This window comes from Streptomyces sp. NPDC053755, from assembly GCF_040677675.1.
Classification (GTDB): domain Bacteria; phylum Actinomycetota; class Actinomycetes; order Streptomycetales; family Streptomycetaceae; genus Streptomyces.
Window position 1 is genome coordinate 55,630 of record NZ_JBFASK010000035.1, and the last position, 16,209, is coordinate 71,838.

General features: G+C 71.6%; 9 protein-coding genes. 6 read left to right on the forward strand and 3 right to left on the reverse strand.

Annotation, left to right across the window (positions count from 1 at the left end; genetic code table 11):
* The first annotated feature begins 301 nt into the window (after window positions 1-301).
* From AB0K65_RS26945 to obgE, 6 genes are all read left to right on the forward strand, one after another.
* On the forward strand, window positions 302-1,093 hold the full coding sequence (locus AB0K65_RS26945; RefSeq protein ID WP_365720873.1) for a TIGR03936 family radical SAM-associated protein: 792 nt from the start codon (window positions 302-304) through the stop codon (window positions 1,091-1,093).
* A gap of 235 nt (window positions 1,094-1,328) precedes the next feature.
* Entirely contained in the window at window positions 1,329-5,171 is a 3,843-nt protein-coding gene (locus tag AB0K65_RS26950; RefSeq protein ID WP_365720875.1) for an Rne/Rng family ribonuclease, read from the forward strand.
* 93 nt (window positions 5,172-5,264) lie between these two features.
* Complete coding sequence (gene galU / locus AB0K65_RS26955; protein WP_365720877.1) at window positions 5,265-6,176, forward strand: UTP--glucose-1-phosphate uridylyltransferase GalU; 912 nt, start codon at window positions 5,265-5,267, stop codon at window positions 6,174-6,176.
* A gap of 253 nt (window positions 6,177-6,429) precedes the next feature.
* A complete protein-coding gene (rplU, locus tag AB0K65_RS26960; RefSeq protein ID WP_015033583.1) occupies window positions 6,430-6,750 on the forward strand; it encodes a 50S ribosomal protein L21 in 321 nt (106 codons plus the stop codon).
* Window positions 6,751-6,764: 14 nt separating this feature from the next.
* Window positions 6,765-7,019 (forward strand): 50S ribosomal protein L27, encoded by a 255-nt coding sequence (rpmA, locus tag AB0K65_RS26965; RefSeq protein WP_109498837.1) that lies wholly within the window; start codon window positions 6,765-6,767, stop codon window positions 7,017-7,019.
* A gap of 129 nt (window positions 7,020-7,148) precedes the next feature.
* On the forward strand, window positions 7,149-8,588 hold the full coding sequence (gene obgE / locus AB0K65_RS26970) for a GTPase ObgE (protein ID WP_365720880.1): 1,440 nt from the start codon (window positions 7,149-7,151) through the stop codon (window positions 8,586-8,588).
* Between the two features lie 119 nt (window positions 8,589-8,707).
* Here the strand turns inward: obgE and AB0K65_RS26975 are convergent, their stop codons facing one another.
* The 3 genes from AB0K65_RS26975 to AB0K65_RS26985 form a co-directional block, all read right to left on the reverse strand.
* Window positions 8,708-10,219 (reverse strand): DUF6020 family protein, encoded by a 1,512-nt coding sequence (locus AB0K65_RS26975; protein ID WP_365720882.1) that lies wholly within the window; start codon window positions 10,217-10,219, stop codon window positions 8,708-8,710.
* Window positions 10,220-10,239: 20 nt separating this feature from the next.
* The gene (locus AB0K65_RS26980) at window positions 10,240-13,824 is read right to left on the reverse strand and encodes a CDP-glycerol glycerophosphotransferase family protein (RefSeq protein ID WP_365720884.1); all 3,585 of its coding nucleotides are present in this window, start codon (window positions 13,822-13,824) and stop codon (window positions 10,240-10,242) included.
* Between the two features lie 71 nt (window positions 13,825-13,895).
* Window positions 13,896-16,130, reverse strand: coding sequence for a bifunctional glycosyltransferase family 2 protein/CDP-glycerol:glycerophosphate glycerophosphotransferase (locus AB0K65_RS26985; protein ID WP_365720886.1), 2,235 nt, complete (start codon window positions 16,128-16,130; stop codon window positions 13,896-13,898).
* Window positions 16,131-16,209 lie beyond the last annotated feature (79 nt).

A 16,209-nucleotide genomic window follows, 5' to 3' on the forward strand; every position in this document is an offset into this window, starting at 1 on the left:
TCCGTGCGCGCGACCGTGTCTCAGGCCCGGCGGGGCGCCGGGTACGCGCTGGTCGGCGGAGCCCGGCCGACCGAGCCTGGGGAACCAGCGGTGGCCCCAACGCGTACTCTGGGTAGTACAGCAACCGCCTCCGGCGCGGCGCCCGCACCCGAGATCTCCCCGCGAAAGCGGGGGTGAGCCGGTCGGGACCCCCAGAGGCCACCCGCATTTCGTGGGCGGTGCGCCACCCGCGCCCGCCCCGCACCGAGGAGAAGAACCACTGGGCAAGCGACAGCCCGAAGGCCCGCCGCCCGCACCGGCGGTGCAGCGCATCCGACTGCGCTACACCAAGCGCGGCCGCCTCCGGTTCACCAGCCACCGTGACTTCCAGCGCGCGTTCGAGCGGGCGCTGCGCCGCGCCGAGGTGCCCATGGCGTACTCGGCCGGCTTCACCCCGCACCCCAAGGTGTCGTACGCCAACGCCGCCCCCACGGGTACGGGCTCCGAGGCCGAGTACCTGGAGATCGCCCTCACCGAGGCGCGGGATCCGGAGACGCTGCGGGCGCTGCTCGACGAGTCGCTCCCGGCCGGCCTCGACATCACCGACGCCGTCGAGGCCCGGACCTCCGGACTCGCCGACCGGCTCACCGCCTCCGTGTGGGAGCTGCGGCTCGACGGCGTCACCGTGGAGGAGGTGCGGAAGGCCGTCGAGACCTTCCTCGCCGCCGAGACCGTGGAAGTGCAGCGCAAGACCAAGAACGGCGTCCGCACCTTCGACGCCCGTTCCGCCGTCGCCGACCTCGTCGCCGATCATCCACAGGCGCGTTCCCTGGCTGATAGGCCACTGGACAATGCCTGTGCGATACTGCGGCTGGTTGTTCGGCACGTGACACCTGCCGTACGACCCGACGACGTCCTGTCCGGTCTCCGAGCTGTGGCCGACCTGGCGCCGCCGGTCCCCGCTGCGGTGACCAGGCTGGCGCAGGGGCTCTTCGACGAGGAGTCCGGCACGGTGACCGACCCGCTCGCGCCCGACCGCGAGGCAGTCACGGCCGCTCCACCCACGGCCGCCGCGACCGCCTCAGCGACGGCGCCGGGTGCCGGTACCGCGTAGGGAGCGGTCGTTGTAGCGCAGCCCTGGCACTCGGGAGCCACCTGGGTCGGGCAGCGCGCAGACCAGGAGACTTTCGCCAGGCCGTACGTACATCACGCGTAGGGAACCGGCGAGCCAGACATCAGCTCCCGTGCGGCGCCCGCGCCCCGGACGGCGGCACCGCGCATCTCGCGCGATCGTGCCGCCGGACCGGACCAAGACGCGGCGCCCGGGAGCGTGACGGGAGAAACCCCGCATGCTCGAGCCGAACGAAGAGAACAACAACGCACCTGGTGACAAGCTGCCGCCGCGCCGCAGGCGCCGCGCAGCCTCCCGCCCGGCCGGACCTCCGGTCACCGGGGACACCACCGGCGCCGAGGCCGTCGTGGAGACGCCCGCCGTCGAGACGCCCGCCGTCGAGGCGGCGCCGGTGGAGGAGCCCGCAGCCCCCGCGCCGCGTGCCCGTCGCCGTGCCACCCGTAAGGCGACCTCTCCGGAGGCGCCGGCGGAGCAGGCCGCCGAGGTCGTGGCCGAGGCGCCCGCTCCGGTCGAGGCCGCTCCGGCCGTGGAGACCCCGGTGGAGGAGCCCGCAGCCCCCGCGCCGCGTGCCCGTCGCCGTGCCACCCGCAAGGCGACCTCACCCGAGCAGCCCGCCGAGGCCGTCGTGGAGACGCCCGCCGTCGAGACGCCCGCCGTCGAGGCGGCGCCGGTGGAGGAGCCCGCAGCCCCCGCGCCGCGTGCCCGTCGCCGTGCCACCCGTAAGGCGACCTCTCCGGAGGCGCCGGCGGAGCAGGCCGCCGAGGTCGTGGCCGAGGCGCCCGCTCCGGTCGAGGCCGCTCCGGCCGTGGAGACCCCGGTGGAGGAGCCCGCAGCCCCCGCGCCGCGTGCCCGTCGCCGTGCCACCCGCAAGGCGACCTCACCCGAGACCACCACCGCTCCGGCCGGCGAGAGCCTGCCGCAGGAGACCGTCGAGCAGATCACCGCCGGCGAGAGCGAGCCCGAGGTCGCCGCCGCAGAGAAGGCCGCCACCCGCGGCCGTACCCGCCGTCGCGCCTCCTCGCCGCAGTTCACCGCCGAGCCGGTCGTCGCCCCGCAGGCCGAGGAGACCCCCCGCGGTCGCCGAGCCGCGCGTCCCGCCGTCGCCGTCTTCCAGGCTCCGGTCTTCACCGAGCCGATGTTCCAGACCCCGGAGACCGCGGCCGCCGCCGCTGCCGCCGAGGCCGCGGAGGAGGACGAGGAGGAGACGGTCGAGACCGCTCCCGAGCCGGTCGTCGAGGCCGTCGAGCGCCCCGAGCCCGCCGGTCGTCGGCGTCGCCGCCGCCGGGGCGAGCCCGCGGCCGAGCACGTCGCCGCCGAGCCGGTGGCCGTCGAGCCCGTGCCTGCGACCGTCGCCGACGAGCCCGAGGTCGAGGCGGAGGAGCCGGAGACCGAGGCCGACGAGACCGACGAGTACGAGGACCGTCCCTCCCGCCGTCGCCGCCGCGGCGGCCGTCGCCGTCGTCGCGGCGAGCTTTCCGAGGCGGAGGAGGCCGAAGAGGCCGACGAGGCCGAGGAGACCCACGCCGAGGACGAGGACGCCGACGAGGAGTCCGACGCCGACGAGGACGAGGACGGCACCCCCTCCGCCGCCGGCACCAGCAGCTCGCGCCGCCGTCGCCGCCGCCGCCGCCGCAGCGGTGACGCCTCCGGCGAGTCCGAGGCGGGCGACGAGGACGGCGTCCGCACGGTCGTCAAGGTCCGTGAGCCCCGCCCGGCCCGCGAGAAGGCCGAGCCGTCCGACGAGGTGCAGTCCATCAAGGGCTCCACGCGTCTGGAGGCGAAGAAGCAGCGCCGTCGCGAAGGCCGCGAGCAGGGCCGCCGTCGCGTCCCGATCATCACCGAGGCCGAGTTCCTGGCCCGCCGCGAGGCCGTCGAGCGCGTGATGGTCGTCCGCCAGAACGGCGAGCGCACCCAGATCGGCGTCCTGGAAGACAACGTGCTCGTCGAGCACTACGTCAACAAGGAGCAGGCCACCTCGTACGTCGGCAACGTCTACCTGGGCAAGGTCCAGAACGTCCTGCCGTCCATGGAGGCCGCCTTCGTCGACATCGGCAAGGGCCGCAACGCCGTCCTGTACGCCGGTGAGGTGAACTTCGAGGCGCTCGGCATGGCCAACGGGCCGCGCCGCATCGAGACCGCCCTCAAGTCTGGCCAGTCCGTCCTCGTCCAGGTGACGAAGGACCCGATCGGCCACAAGGGCGCGCGTCTGACGAGTCAGGTGTCCCTGCCCGGGCGCTACCTCGTGTACGTCCCCGAGGGCTCGATGACCGGCATCAGCCGCAAGCTCCCGGACACCGAGCGCGCCCGTCTGAAGACCATCCTCAAGAAGATCGTCCCCGAGGACGCGGGCGTCATCGTGCGCACCGCCGCCGAGGGTGCGAGCGAGGACGAGCTGCGCCGCGACGTCGAGCGTCTGCAGGGGCAGTGGGAGGAGATCCAGAAGAAGGCGAAGGGCGGCAGCGGCTCCAACGCGCCGACCCTGCTCTACGGCGAGCCGGACATGACCGTCCGTGTCGTCCGCGACATCTTCAACGAGGACTTCTCCAAGGTCATCGTCAGCGGTGACGACGCCTGGGAGACCATCCACGGGTACGTCAACCACGTCGCCCCGGACCTGACCGACCGCCTGTCCAAGTGGACGAGCGAGGTCGACGTCTTCGCGACGTACCGGATCGACGAGCAGCTGATGAAGGCGCTGGACCGCAAGGTCTGGCTGCCGAGCGGTGGCTCGCTGGTGATCGACAAGACCGAGGCGATGATCGTCGTCGACGTCAACACCGGCAAGTTCACCGGCCAGGGCGGCAACCTCGAGGAGACCGTGACGAGGAACAACCTCGAAGCGGCCGAGGAGATCGTGCGCCAGCTGCGCCTGCGCGACCTGGGCGGCATCGTCGTCATCGACTTCATCGACATGGTCCTGGAGTCCAACCGCGACCTGGTGCTGCGCCGCCTCCTGGAGTGCCTGGGCCGGGACCGCACCAAGCACCAGGTGGCCGAGGTCACCTCGCTCGGCCTGGTGCAGATGACCCGCAAGCGGGTGGGCCAGGGTCTGCTGGAGTCGTTCTCCGAGACCTGCGTCCACTGCAACGGCCGCGGTGTCATCGTCCACATGGAGCAGCCGACCGCCCCGGGCGGCGGCGGTGGCGGCAAGCGCGCCAAGAAGCGGGGCCGTGGCGGTGCCGAGCACCACGAGCACGACCACGCCGAGGACACCCTGACGGCGGAGCCCGCGGAGGCCGAGACCGTCGAGACGGAGGCCGAGCTGGCCGCCGAGGTCGCCGCGCCGGTCGCCGTGGAGGAGCCCTTCCGCCCGGACGAGGAGCTGTACAGCAGCGCCGCCGAGGCCGAGGCCGCCGCCACGCGTGGCCGTGGCCGCCGCCGCGCGACCCGCAAGGTCTCCGCGCCGGCCGGTCCGCCGGTCGTCGAGCCCGCGCCGGAGCCCGCGCCCGTCGTCGAGCCGGAGCCGGTCGTGGAGGCCGCGCCCGAACCCGTCGTGGAGCCCGCGCCGGAGCCCGTGGCCGAGACTCCGGCGGTGACGGAGCCTGCCGCTCCGGCGCCGCGGACCCGTCGCCGTGCCACCCGCAAGGCGACGGCCCCGGCCGGTTCGCCGGCCCCGGCGCCGGTCGTCGAGGCCGAGCCCGCGACCCCGGTCGCGGAGCCCGCGCCCGAGCCGGCCGTCGAGCCCGAGCCGGTCGCCGCGCCGGTCGTCGAGGAGGCCCCCGTGGCCGCCCCGCCGAAGGCCCGTCGCCGTGTGGTGCGCAAGGTCACCGCTCCCGCCGGTTCCCCGGCGGGCGCCGAGGAGGCCGCCGTCGTGGTGGTCGAGACCCCGGCCGCCGCCGCACCCGCGGGTGAGGCGTCCGAGCCGGTGGCCGGGGCCGACGTCGAGGCCGAGGCCGCCGCCCCGGCCAAGAAGACGGCCCGCAAGACCGCGAAGAAGACGACGACCGCCAAGAAGGCCGTCGCCAAGAAGACGGCGACGGCCAAGAAGACGGCTGCCAAGAAGACGACGACCGCCAAGAAGACGGCTGCGAAGAAGACCGCCGCCCCCGCGCAGGACTGACGGGGCACCGACGCAGCCGGCCCGTGTGGGCCGTCCTCGCCCGAGGACGGCCCACACGGCTTTGACACGATTCGGAAAACAGGAACCAGCCCGATGAACAACATCCCCACCACGCGCGTCCGCAAGGCCGTCATCCCTGCCGCCGGTCTGGGCACGCGGTTCTTGCCCGCGACGAAGGCGACTCCCAAGGAGATGCTGCCCGTCGTCGACAAGCCGGCCATCCAGTACGTGGTCGAGGAGGCGGTGTCAGCGGGTCTGGCCGACGTTCTGATGGTCACGGGACGCAACAAGCGCCCCCTGGAGGACCACTTCGACCGGAACCACGAGCTGGAGTCCGCCCTCACCCGCAAGGGCGACGAGGAGCGGCTGGCGAAGGTGCAGGAGTCGAGCGAGCTCGCCACCATGCACTACGTCCGGCAGGGTGACCCGCGCGGTCTCGGGCACGCCGTGCTCTGCGCGGCCCCGCACGTCGGCGACGAGCCGTTCGCCGTGCTCCTGGGCGACGACCTGATCGACCCCCGCGACCCCCTGCTCGCCCGGATGCTGGAGGTCCTCACCCAGCGCGGCGGCAGCGTGATCGCGCTGATGGAGGTGGACCCGGCCCAGATCCACCTCTACGGCTGCGCCGCCGTCGAGCCGACCGAGGACGCCGACGTCGTCCGCGTCACCGGTCTCGTGGAGAAGCCGGACCCGGCCGACGCGCCGAGCAGCTACGCCGTGATCGGCCGCTACGTCCTGGACCCGGCCGTCTTCGGCGTCCTCGGCGAGACCGAGCCCGGCCGTGGCGGCGAGATCCAGCTGACCGACGCCCTGGAGACCCTGGCGCGCGACGAGGCCGTGGGCGGGCCCGTGCACGGCGTGGTGTTCAAGGGGCGCCGTTACGACACGGGCGACCGCGGGGACTATCTGCGGGCGATCGTGCGGCTCGCGTGCGAGCGCGAGGACCTGGGCCCCGAGTTCCGTACCTGGCTGCGCGCCTTCGTCGAGGAGACCGCCGAAGCGTGACCGACGGCCACGCCGTGCCGCGTCCCCGCGGCGTGTCGCGTGGCCGAAGCGGGCCGGACCGGCGAATTTGACCCCTTGCGGCACCGGCCCGTAACCTTGACCGTCGGCGTGTCGTATGGCGCGCCACTCCCCTGAGCACCCTCCTCCCGGTCTGCCGGGAGAGGCCGCTCGTCCATTTCCGGATCACCGCGGGCCCCGGCCCGTGTGAGCGGCTGGCATCAGGGGTCCGTTCCCGAGTGAGAGAGAGATCCGCGTGTACGCCATCGTGCGCAGCGGTGGTCGCCAGCACAAGGTTGCTGTCGGCGACATCGTTGAGGTTGACAAGATTTCCACTGCCAAGGTTGGCGACACGGTCGAGCTCTCGACCCTGCTCGTTGTCGACGGCGACGCCGTGACCAGCGACCCGTGGGTCCTGGCCGGCATCAAGGTCACGGCCGAGGTCGTGGACCACCACAAGGGCGCGAAGATCGACATCCTTCGCTACAAGAACAAGACCGGTTACCGCCGTCGCCAGGGCCACCGCCAGCAGTACACGGCGATCAAGGTCACCGGCATCCCCGCGGCTGCGAAGTAAGGGACTGAGGAGAGATGGCACACAAGAAGGGCGCATCGTCCACTCGGAACGGTCGCGACTCCAACGCTCAGCGGCTCGGCGTGAAGCGCTTCGGCGGTCAGGTCGTCAGCGCCGGTGAGATCCTGGTCCGCCAGCGTGGCACCCACTTCCACCCGGGCTCGGGCGTCGGCCGCGGCGGCGACGACACGCTGTTCGCGCTCAACGCCGGTGCGGTGCAGTTCGGCACCCACCGTGGCCGCAAGGTCGTGAACATCGTTCCGGTCGCCTGATCGGTTCTTTTGCGGAGGCGGACCTCACTTCCCGTACGGGGAAGCGGGTCCGCCTTTCGCGTGTTGACGTAGAGACATTCCGTACTTCCCCGGCGTTCGGCCGGGACCCCCATCAATGGAGGCACACCCATGACCACCTTCGTGGACCGCGTCGAGCTGCACGTCGCCGCGGGTAACGGAGGCCACGGCTGCGCCTCCGTTCACCGGGAGAAGTTCAAGCCGCTCGGCGGCCCCGACGGCGGCAACGGCGGCCGTGGCGGCGACGTGATCCTGGTCGTCGACCAGTCCGTCACCACGCTCCTCGAGTACCACCACTCGCCCCACCGCAAGGCGACCAACGGCAAGCCCGGTGAGGGCGGCAACCGCTCCGGCAAGGACGGCCAGGACCTCGTCCTGACCGTGCCCGACGGCACCGTCGTCCTCGACAAGCAGGGCAACGTCCTCGCGGACCTGGTCGGCGAGGGCACCACGTTCGTCGCCGCCCAGGGCGGCCGCGGCGGCCTCGGCAACGCGGCGCTCGCGTCGGCGCGGCGCAAGGCCCCCGGCTTCGCGCTGCTCGGCGAGCCCGGCGACCTGGGCGACATCGTCCTGGAGCTGAAGACCGTCGCCGACGTGGCCCTGGTGGGCTACCCGAGCGCCGGCAAGTCCTCGCTCATCTCCGTTCTGTCGGCCGCCAAGCCGAAGATCGCGGACTACCCCTTCACCACGCTGGTCCCGAACCTGGGCGTGGTCACCGCCGGCTCGACCGTCTACACGATCGCCGACGTGCCGGGTCTGATCCCGGGCGCCAGCCAGGGCCGCGGCCTGGGTCTGGAGTTCCTGCGCCACGTCGAGCGCTGCTCGGTGCTGGTGCACGTCCTGGACACGGCGACGCTGGAGTCGGACCGCGACCCCGTCTCCGACCTCGACGTCATCGAGGAGGAGCTGAAGCAGTACGGCGGCCTCGACGACCGGCCCCGGCTCGTCGTCCTCAACAAGATCGACATCCCGGACGGCCAGGACCTCGCGGACATGATCCGCCCGGACCTGGAGGCCCGCGGCTACAAGGTCTACGAAGCGTCCGCCGTGGCGCGTACGGGTCTCAAGGAGCTGTCCTTCGCCCTGGCCGAGATCGTGGCGAAGGCACGCGCGGCCAAGCCGAAGGAGGAGGCGACCCGCATCGTCATCCGCCCGAAGGCGGTCGACGACACCGGCTTCACGGTCACGTACGAGGAGGAAGAGGACGTGTACCGGGTGCGCGGCGAGAAGCCGGAGCGCTGGGTCCGCCAGACCGACTTCAACAACGACGAGGCCGTCGGCTACCTGGCGGACCGCCTCAACCGCCTCGGTGTCGAGGACGCGCTGATGAAGGCGGGCGCCCGCGCGGGTGACGGCGTCGCGATCGGCTCCGAGGAGAACGCGGTCGTCTTCGACTGGGAGCCCACGATGATGGCCGGCGCCGAGATGCTCGGCCGCCGGGGCGAGGACCACCGCCTGGAGGCCCCGCGACCGGCCGCCCAGCGCCGCCGCGACAAGGACGCCGAGCGGGACGAGGCACAGCGGGAGTTCGACGAGTTCAACCCCTTCTAGCCGGGCCGAACGACGCCGCGCCGGACTCCGACGGAGTCCGGCGCGGTGCTGTTTTCTCGTCCCGGGAACGACGAGGGGCCCGGCCGTCACCGGCCGGGCCCCTCGTCGTCACGGAAGCGTCAGTGGACCCGTTCGGGTTCGGGCTCCGGGTCGTGCTGGGGCTTCGGCTCCGACGCCGACGGCTTCCGCGTGCCCTGCTTGCCGAAGCGGGGCTTCGCGCCGATCAGCGGGAGCGTCAGGATGCCGATGAACATCGGCGCGAACATGTAGCGGGCCAGCGGAGCCGGGTTCGCGGCCACCACCGTCAGCTGCAGCGCCAGCGGGATCGCGATGAGCGCGAGCGGCGTCCAGGTGCGGTTGCGGCGGGAGAACGCCAGCACGACGGCGTACGCCGCGTAGCACCAGATCGCGCCCCGGAACAGCAGCCACTGGAGCTGCGGAGTCTTGCTGGCCATCCAGGTGAAGTACGCCGCGTCGTTCAGCGTCTCCGACAGCGGACGGATCTTGAGCAGCGGACGGTACGGGCTGTCCTTCATGTCCTCGTTCCAGTCCGCCCAGCCGAAGAGGTTCTTCGGCACCGCCGGCGGGCTGATCAGCGTGTGGCCCATCATCTCCCGGGGCCCGGGGAACGGGGACCAGGCGATGTGCGAGCGGCACAGACGCGCCGCGATCATCTGGTCCGGCGTGCGCTTCATGGTCCGCACCCACAGGTCGATCAGCTCGCTGTTGAGCCGCGCCGCCGCCTTGCGGTTCATCGGCTTCTGCATCGCCCAGTCGGCGTTGTAGCAGTTCGCCGCGCGCCCGCTCCAGTGGTCCATCGGAGCGACCTTCGCCATCAGCTCCTTGTCGGCCTTGGTGAAGGTCTGCGGGACCTTGCCGTAGACCACCGCGATGTCCGCGTAGTTCATCGCGTACACCTGGTCCTTGGTGGGCGTCTGCACCCCCATGGCCGGGTAGATCACGGTGTTGAGGACCGCGGCGATGAGCACCGGCACGACGGTCGCGAAGAGCAGCCAGCGCCGCATCTTCGGAAGGACGAGCAGCAGCACCGGAACGGCGATGACGGCGACGAGCAGGCCGTTGTTCCGGAAGATCCCCATGCACACGAAGCCGAGGAAGAGGACCGCGATCTCGTTGCGGAACGCCTTGTCCCGGACGGACTGTTCGCCCCGCATGCGCCGTGCCGCGAGGCGGCCCGCCGCACCGAAGGCGAGGATCCCGCCGATCGCGAAAGGCACGTCCTTCCACACGAACACGGTGAAGGCGCCGATGGAGGGCAGCACCGCGCAGGCGATCGCGGCCGTGGCGCTCCACTTGCCCCGCACGCCGAACTGGCGCAGCGTCACCGTCACATAGGCGAGGGACGCGGCCATCGCCACGGTCTGCAGGAAGGTGAGCGCGGCGAGGTCACCGGTGATCTGGAGCGAGAGCCACACCAGGCCGTCGTAGGCCACCGAGTGGTTCGACATCCAGTGGCCGGTGGTGACGTGCCAGACGTACGAGATGGAGTCGTAGCTCATCCCGCCCGGGTAGAAGGCCGCCCACCAGACCAGGAAGATCACCTGGGTGACGGCGTACACCGCGAGGGGCAGCCGCCGCTGAGCCGGGATCCGTTCCAGCCGCTCGCTCACGTAGGGAATGGTCGGCAGTCTCAACGCTTCTCCGCGGGATCGGTGGACGTTCGGTCGGGGTACGCCAGTTCCAGCATCCGCCGGATCACGCGCTCGGAGGCGTGGCCGTCGTCGAGGTCGCAGAAGACGTCCCGGAACTCACCGTATGCCTCGGTGTATCCGGCGCTGATGCGCTCGATGTCGGCCAGGGCCTCGATGAGTTCGTCGGAGGTCTGGAGCAGCGGGCCGGGAGCACGCTTCTCGAAGTCGAAGTAGAAGCCGCGGAGCTGGTCCCGGTAGTACTCGAGGTCGTACGTGAAGAAGAGCATCGGCCGTCCCGTGTTCGCGAAGTCGAACATGAGGGAGGAGTAGTCCGTGATCAGTACGTCGGTGATCAGGAACAGTTCGGCGATGTCGGGATAGCTGGAGACGTCGTAGACGAAGCCGTCGCCCGCGCCGGGGACGGCGTCGACGATGTTCGAGTGCTTGCGGACCAGCAGGACGTGGTCCTCGCCCAGTCGCGCGGCGGCCTTCTCGACGTCCAGGCGCAGATCGAACTTGTAGTTGCCCGCCTGGTAGAACTGGTCGTCCCGCCAGGTCGGCGCGTACAGCACGACCTTCTTGCCCTCCGGCAGACCGATCCGCTCGCGCACGGCGCGCGTCACGTCCTCCGTCTTGTCGGACAGCAGGACGTCGTTGCGCGGGTAGCCGGACTCCAGGATCTCCCCGTCGTACTGGAACGCCCGCTTCATGATGGGCGTCGAGAAGCGGTTGGGGGAGACGAGGAAGCTCCAGCTCGGCGTCTCCTCGGCGACCTTGGAGAGGTACTTGCGGTCCGCGAACTGCACGCTGTCGATGTCGTGACCGATCCGCTTGAGCGGGGTGCCGTGCCACGTCTGCACGATCACCTGGCCGTCGCGGCGCCTGATCCAGTGCGGCAGGTGGGTGTTGGTGACGATGAAGCGGCTGCGGCCCAGGGCCTCGTACCACTCGCGGCTCCACCGGCGGATGACCTTGACGCCCTCCGGGATGTGGGCCCGGCGGTCCTCCACGACCCACACGTGCTCCAGGTCCGAGCCCTGGCGCAGCAGCTCCTCGTAGACCGCGCGCGGCGAGTCGGAGTACTGGCGGCCGGAGAAGGAGGCGTAGAGCACGGTGTCCCGCAGGGGCGCGGTCCGCGCCTCGGCGTAGAGCTTGGTCCGCAGCTCGCGCTGGCGGTACCAGCCGAACTCCTCCGTGCCGAGGTCGGGAGCGGCCTCGACGAGCAGCCGGTCGTAGAAGCGGTGCGTGAGGGTGTAGTCCCGGCCGCGGACGGTGAAGCCGACCGGCAGCTGGGGCAGGGAGGCCGGGACGACCCGGAGGGGCACCTCGAAGCGGCTCTCGGCGGTGCGGGCGAAGAGGTACCAGCGGCCCTGGCGCAGCGGGACCTCGGTGATCCCGGTCGGGACGGGCAGGAAGTCGGCCCGGAAGACGCCGTCCTCGACGGTGACCGGGTGGGCGTGCTCCTCCGCGTGGCGGCTGTGGCGCAGCACCAGCTCGACCGGCTCGTCCACGGTGGCGGGCACGGAGCCCTCCAGGACGATCCGGCCCTCGGGGGTGACGGTGACGGTGCCGACCATGGGCTGGAGCGGCTGGGTGCGCAGTACCAGACGTCCGACACCGTCGTTGGTCACGGCGACGGCCCGGGTGCCCCAGGGGGCGGTGGCGTCCGCGGTGACCGGGTGCTGGCGGCCCAGGTCGCCGTGCTTGTCGTCCACCGCGACCGGGAACTTCCTGCCGCCGGCGAGGACCAGCTCGGCGGACCACTTGTCGGTCACCTCGGGGTTCTCCGAGTCGCGTCCCTCGACGTCCAGATCGGCGAGCGGGACCCGTACGGAGAACTCCTGGGCGCCCGAGGCCGCGGCCGTCCGGGTGACCGGGTACTCCCGCTTGGTGCCGGAGGTCGCGTGCGTCAGGCGCAGCGTGGCGGCGGTGCCGGGGGTCGCGGCCTCGTGGCCGAGGACACCGGTCAGCTCGATCGCGCCGTCCACGGCGCGGTGTGCGCTCAGCCGGGCGCGCACCCGGTCGACGCGGACGTAGAGGTGGCTGTCGACGACGTACGGCACGACCCGGACGTCGTCCTCCACCCAGTACTGGGCCGGGCTCTCGGCGTTGCCGCTCTCGCCGGCCTTGAGGCGCGTACGGCGCACCACGCCCTGCTGGACGGTGGCGACGGTCAGCCGCCAGACGCCGTCGCGCCAGCCGCCGCGGGCCTTGAGCTTGCCCGGGTCGAGGTCGAGGGCGAAGCCCGACCAGTCGTAGTTGTGCAGCGACTGGCCCGAGGTCTGGGTGGCCTTGGGCGCCTGGGTGCGGCTGGGGCGGACGAGGACGGTGCGGCGGCTGCCGGTCTCGCGCAGCATGAGGACGCGCAGCGCAGGCCGGGGCTTCTCGGCCGACAGGTTGCGGATGTAGGCGTGGCCGTCGATGTGCAGCCGGCCGTCGCGCCAGATGACCTCTTCGACGCGGGCCCGGGCAGAGAAGTCGGAGTCGACCCGCAGGACCTGGCGCGGGACGTCGCCCTTGGCCCGGTCGATGACCGGGTAGTCGGCGAAGTGGCGCAGCCCCTGGCGGGTCACGGGGACCGCGCGGCCGGTCTCGCGCTCGAAGGCGAGGAGGTCGAGGAGCTCCTCCAGGCGGCCTTCGGAGATCAGGTGGCACTTGAGCCGGAGCGAGACGGTCAGGCGCGGCATGATCCGCGGGTCGACCCGGCTGAGGAAGTCGGCGGCCCCGGACATGAACAGCGTGCGGAACTCGTCACCCGCCTCGTCGAGGACGCCCATGAACAGGGGCAGCTCGTCGCTGACGAAGATCTCGTCGTACCAGCGCTTGTGCTCCGCGTACGTCTCGCCGGGCTGGGAGGCCAGGAAGCGGCTCACGGAGTCGCACGAGCGGATCCGGTCGCGGACGTTGACCGGCTCGGTGCGGCGCTGGGTGATCGACGGGGCGCCGCCGGTCCGCTGGCGCCACAGGTAGATGGGGGCGCCGAGCACGTCCACGGAGGAGGCCCGGAAGTGAGCCGGAAGGGTGACCGGGGCGTCCTCGTAGAGGATGCCGGGGAACTCGAACGCGTGGCGGTCCCAGAACGACCGGCGGAAGACCTTGTTCCAGGCGGTGCGGTCGTAGACGAGGGCCTTGTCGCGGGTGATGTGCGTCCGCGTGCGGTCCGTGCCCAGGCGCTTCTCGTGGAGCGGCGAGGGAAGGACCTCGCCGGCCTTGAGGAGATTCACGTTTCCGCTGACGAAGTCGGAGCCGCTCTTCTCGAGGCTGGCGATGCAGCGCTCGTAGGCGTCCGGCAGGACGATGTCGTCGCTGTCGACGAACGCGAGGAACTCGGTGCCGGCGGTGAGATGCGCGACACCGGTGTTCCTGGCGGGGCCCAGCCCCTTGTTCTCCTGCTCGACCACACGGAAACGCGCGTCCTTCGCCGCCCAGCGTCGTGCGATCGCGAGGCTGCCATCGGAGGAACCGTCATCGACGACGATGGCTTCCCAGTCGGTGAACGTCTGGTCGACGAGCGACTGCAGACACTCGTCGAGAAAGAGCTCCACGTTGTAAACGGGAACGACTACTGACAGGCGGGGAGGCATGGGGGTACTGCGCCTTTCCTCAAGGTGTTCGTTCGTGACGGCGGCGGCCGGGCTCGCCGGACACGGTAGCTCTAGCCTCGTGCGGGAGGGCTCGGGCGCTCCGTGGGGAGCGCCACCGGCGGTACATTCTCCTGGTTCAGGAAGACCTTTCGCACCACACGCTCCGCGGCGAAACCGTCGTCGAACTCACAGAAACGTCTGCGGAACTCCGCCCGCGCCTTGGCGGACGCCTCGTCCGACCAGCGTCCGGAGAGGAAGACGTCGAGCAGGTCCTCCTCGGTTTCCACCACGGGGCCAGGAGATTCGACGTGGATGTCGAAGTAGGTGCCGCGGGTGGCGCGGTAGACCTCCCAGTCGTTGGCGAAGACCACGATGGGCCGGTCCAGGTGCGCGTAGTCGAACATCAGCGAGGAGTAGTCCGTCAGCAGGCAGTCGGCCGCGAGGTACAGCTCCTCGACCGAGGGGTAGCCGCTGACGTCGACGATGCCGTGGCCGGCCGCGCCGCCCTCCGCGGGTGCTTCCAGGTGGAAGTAGTGGGCGCGGGACAGGACGGTGTAGCCCTCGCCGAGCTGGTGGGCGAAGCGCTCCAGGTCCAGCATCGGGCGGGGGCCGGCGTGGTAGTCGCGGTGGGTCGGCGCGTAGAGCACGACCGTCGAGCCGGCGGGGACGCCGACCTTCTCGCGGGCCTTCGCCCGGTCCTCCTCGGTGGCGTTCACGAGGACGTCGTTGCGCGGGTAGCCGTAGTCCAGCGGGGTGTACTCGGCGGGGTAGGCGCGGTCCCAGATCGCGGTGGTGAAGCTGTTCGCCGAGATGCTGTAGTCCCAGCGGTCGACCCGTCGCATCAGCGACTTCATGTCGAGGTCGCCCTGGGCCACGGGGTAGTCGGCCAGGTCGACGCCCATGCGCTTCAGCGGGGTGCCGTGGTGCGTCTGCACGTGGATCTGGCCCGGCCGCTTGACGACGCGAGTGGGGAAGTTCACGTTGTTCACGAAGTACTTGCCCCGGGCCATCGCGCGCCAGAAGGCGAAGGAGCCGGGGTGGACGACGTTCGTGCCGGGCGGCGGGGTGTTGCGCGCGCCGGGCTTCAGGATCCAGGTCGTCCTGACCTTGGGGGCCAGTTCGAGGAGCTTCTGGTGGACCGCCGCCGGGTTGCAGGCGTAGTCGGTGTTCCAGTACGCGGCGAAGACGGCGACGTCGTTCTGGACCGGCAGCATGCGCTGGGCGCGGTAGTAGCCGGCCAGGACGGCCGTGCGCAGCGGCTTGCGCAGCTTGCGCGGGGCCTTGCGCAGTTTCCGGGCCGACCGGTAGGCGCCGCGGGCGGCCTTGCGCAGCGGCACGGGCAGCCGGGTGGCGACCTTGCGGGCCGTGGACGTCGAGCCCTGCGGCGGTACGTATCCGGCGGGCCGGTGGGCGCGTTCGGCGGCCAGGCAGCGGGTGCGGAACTCCTCGCGGGCGTCGTCCGGGAGCCGGCCGGGGGAGCGCTCGATCACCCGGAGGTGGGTCAGCATGCGCTCGAAGAGGGCGCCGTGCCAGCGCTCGAACTCCGGGTGCTCGGTCAGGAAGGCGAACACCAGCTCGTACTGGTCGAAGACGTCGAAGTGCTTGCGGCTCCTGCTGTGCAGGATGCTGCCCTGGCGCCGCTGGCGGTAGTGGACGCAGACCCGGGGGAGGACGGCGATCCGCTCGGCGGCGACCATGACCGGATAGGTCCAGGGGGTGTCCTCGTAGTAGCCCGTGGGGTACTCGAAGCCCCAGCGCTCCACGAACTCGCGGCGGTAGGCCTTGTTCCAGGCGACCTGGAGCAGACCGAGGAGCTCGGGCTTCTCGTCCAGGGTGAAGGCGCCCCGGGGGCTCTCGGCGAGGACCGCGGCCTTCGCGTTGGGCGTGATCCGGCCGTCCCAGTGGGTGCGGGAGTAGTCGAAGACCAGCAGGTCGGGGTCCTCGGTGTCCTCCAGGCGCCGGGCGATCGCCTGCAGGGCGCCGGGCAGCATGGTGTCGTCGCTGTCCAGGAAGAGCAGGTACGTGCCCCGGGCGCGGGCCATTCCGGCGTTGCGGGCGCGGCCCAGGCCGACGTTGGCCGCGAGCTGGACCGCGACGACCCGCGAGTCCAGCGCGGCGTACTCGTCCATGATCTCGCCGCAGGCGTCGGGCGAGGCGTCGTTGACGGCGATGACCTCGAAGTCCCCGAAGGACTGGCTCAGCACGGAGTCGAGGCAGTCGCGCAGAAACGCCTCGACGCCGTACGCCGGGACGATGATGCTGAACCGGGGTACGGCGGGCCGATCTGCTGCTTGCGTAGGAGTCATGTGGCTACCAGAGGAGGTTCAGCGGGGCGGCCGGGCTGGGGCCGGGGTGGCTGAGCGGCCGGCGGGCGGGTTCGCTCGC